The 1717-nt window shown below is 47.2% G+C and carries 2 protein-coding genes; both read left to right on the top strand.

Features of this window, described 5'->3' with window-relative positions:
- Nucleotides 1-1242, top strand: a 1242-nt coding sequence (locus ACKI5J_RS02400; protein ID WP_407426134.1) for a TraG family conjugative transposon ATPase, incomplete at its 5' end; no start/stop codon positions are given.
- A partial coding sequence (locus tag ACKI5J_RS02395; protein ID WP_407426132.1) for a hypothetical protein occupies nucleotides 1239-1717 on the top strand: 479 nt, incomplete at its 3' end. The genes ACKI5J_RS02400 and ACKI5J_RS02395, both read left to right, overlap by 4 nt.

Here is a 1717-nt window from a genome sequence, read left to right as displayed (position 1 = left end):
CCATCAGGCTCTGGCAAAAGTTTTTTTATGAATGCCCTGATTGAGCAGTATATGCTCTATAATATGGATGTGGTGATCGTGGATACCGGACATTCCTATTCAGGTATGAGTGATTATTTCAATGGCAAGTACATTACCTGGTCGGATAACAAACCAATCACTATGAATCCTTTTGCGATTTCTGAAGGTGAATATAATATTGAAAAAAAGGACTTCCTTGTTACCTTGATCAGCCTTTTATGGAAGGGCGCCGAAGGAACTGTAAGCGCCGTGGAGCGTGATGTGATTTCCAATGTCATCTCAGCCTACTACAGCCAGTACTTTAGCAGTAACGACGGAAAGGAAAACAAGATTCTGCAACTGGATTTTAATTCCTTTTATGAGTTTGCTATGGAAAAGGTACCTCAGATAAAAAGCGAAGAAAGGATACCTTTTGACCTGGACGAATTCAGATATGTGCTAAAGAAATTTTACCGTAACGGTGAATTTGAAAGCATCCTGAACGAACCTGCGGACACATCCCTTTTTTCTGAACGGTTTATTGTATTTGAAATTGATGCGGTGAAAGAGAACCGGATCCTGTTTCCCATTGTGACGCTGATTATTATGGATGTGTTCATCCAGAAGATGAGGCACCGCAAGGACCAGCGCAAAGCCCTGATCATTGAAGAAGCGTGGAAGGCTATCGCATCCCCATTGATGGCCTCATACATTCTTTATCTGTACAAGACAGTCAGGAAATTCTGGGGCGAGGCCATCGTGGTCACCCAGGAACTGGGGGACATACTCGGCAATGCCGTGGTCAAGGATAGTATCCTTAATAATTCGGATACCATTTGTCTGCTCGACCAGAGTAAGTTCAAGGAGAATTATAAAGAGATCGCCAAACTCCTGGCCGTCACCGAAACCGAGCAGAAGAAGATATTTACCATCAACAAGCTGGACAACACCGATAACAGGGGGCGTTTTAAAGAGGTCTATATCCGTCGCGGCGCTTCGGGAGAGGTATACGGAGTAGAAGTTTCCATTTTTCAGTATCTGGCCTACACCACTGAAAAGCCGGAAAAAAGCGCAGTGGAGATTTATACGAACGCCTACGGGACTTACCAGACCGCACTGGAAGCCTTTGTCTCGGATCTGCAAAAAAGTGGCCTGTCCCTGGATGCATTTGTCCGCCAGATCAACCGTGATGGGCTACCTGAACCAGGTTCCACTGAATTTTTTAAACCTGATTTTGTATGAAACGACTACTTTTATTAGCAGGACTATGCCTGGCAGGCTGCCCTGTTTTTGCCCAGATTTATGTGGACCCTACCACGGCGGGCGCGATGGCCTTCCATTCCGGCGTTATCAACGGGCAGCTCAATAAAACCAATGATAACCTGACATTGATCCAGCGGGGGCAGCTGGCCGTTACCGGGCAGCTGGTCATCGTAAACGATTTGCAGCAGCAGATCTACCGCGGTCTAAGTGAGGTATCCGGTGCCGTCCGTTCGCTGCTGGCCATACAGGATATTGCCGAGATCAGCGTGGATATTGTAACCGATGTAAACAAGGCCGTTTCCCTGGCCCAAAGTAATCCAGCACTGTTGCTGTTTGCCGAAGGAGGAGCCCGTGAGTTTAAGCGCCGGGGAACGGCCCTGGCCGCAGAAGTCAGCTCCTTTGTATTGCAAGGAGGCGTAAATAACCTGATGGATTCAGGCGAACGTGCCAAACT

Origin of the sequence: Arcticibacter sp. (genome assembly GCF_045629565.1) — a bacterium.
Classification (GTDB): Bacteria; Bacteroidota; Bacteroidia; order Sphingobacteriales; family Sphingobacteriaceae; genus Arcticibacter.
Note: the sequence above shows the minus strand (reverse complement) of the source record. Positions and strands in the feature narration are given on the sequence as shown.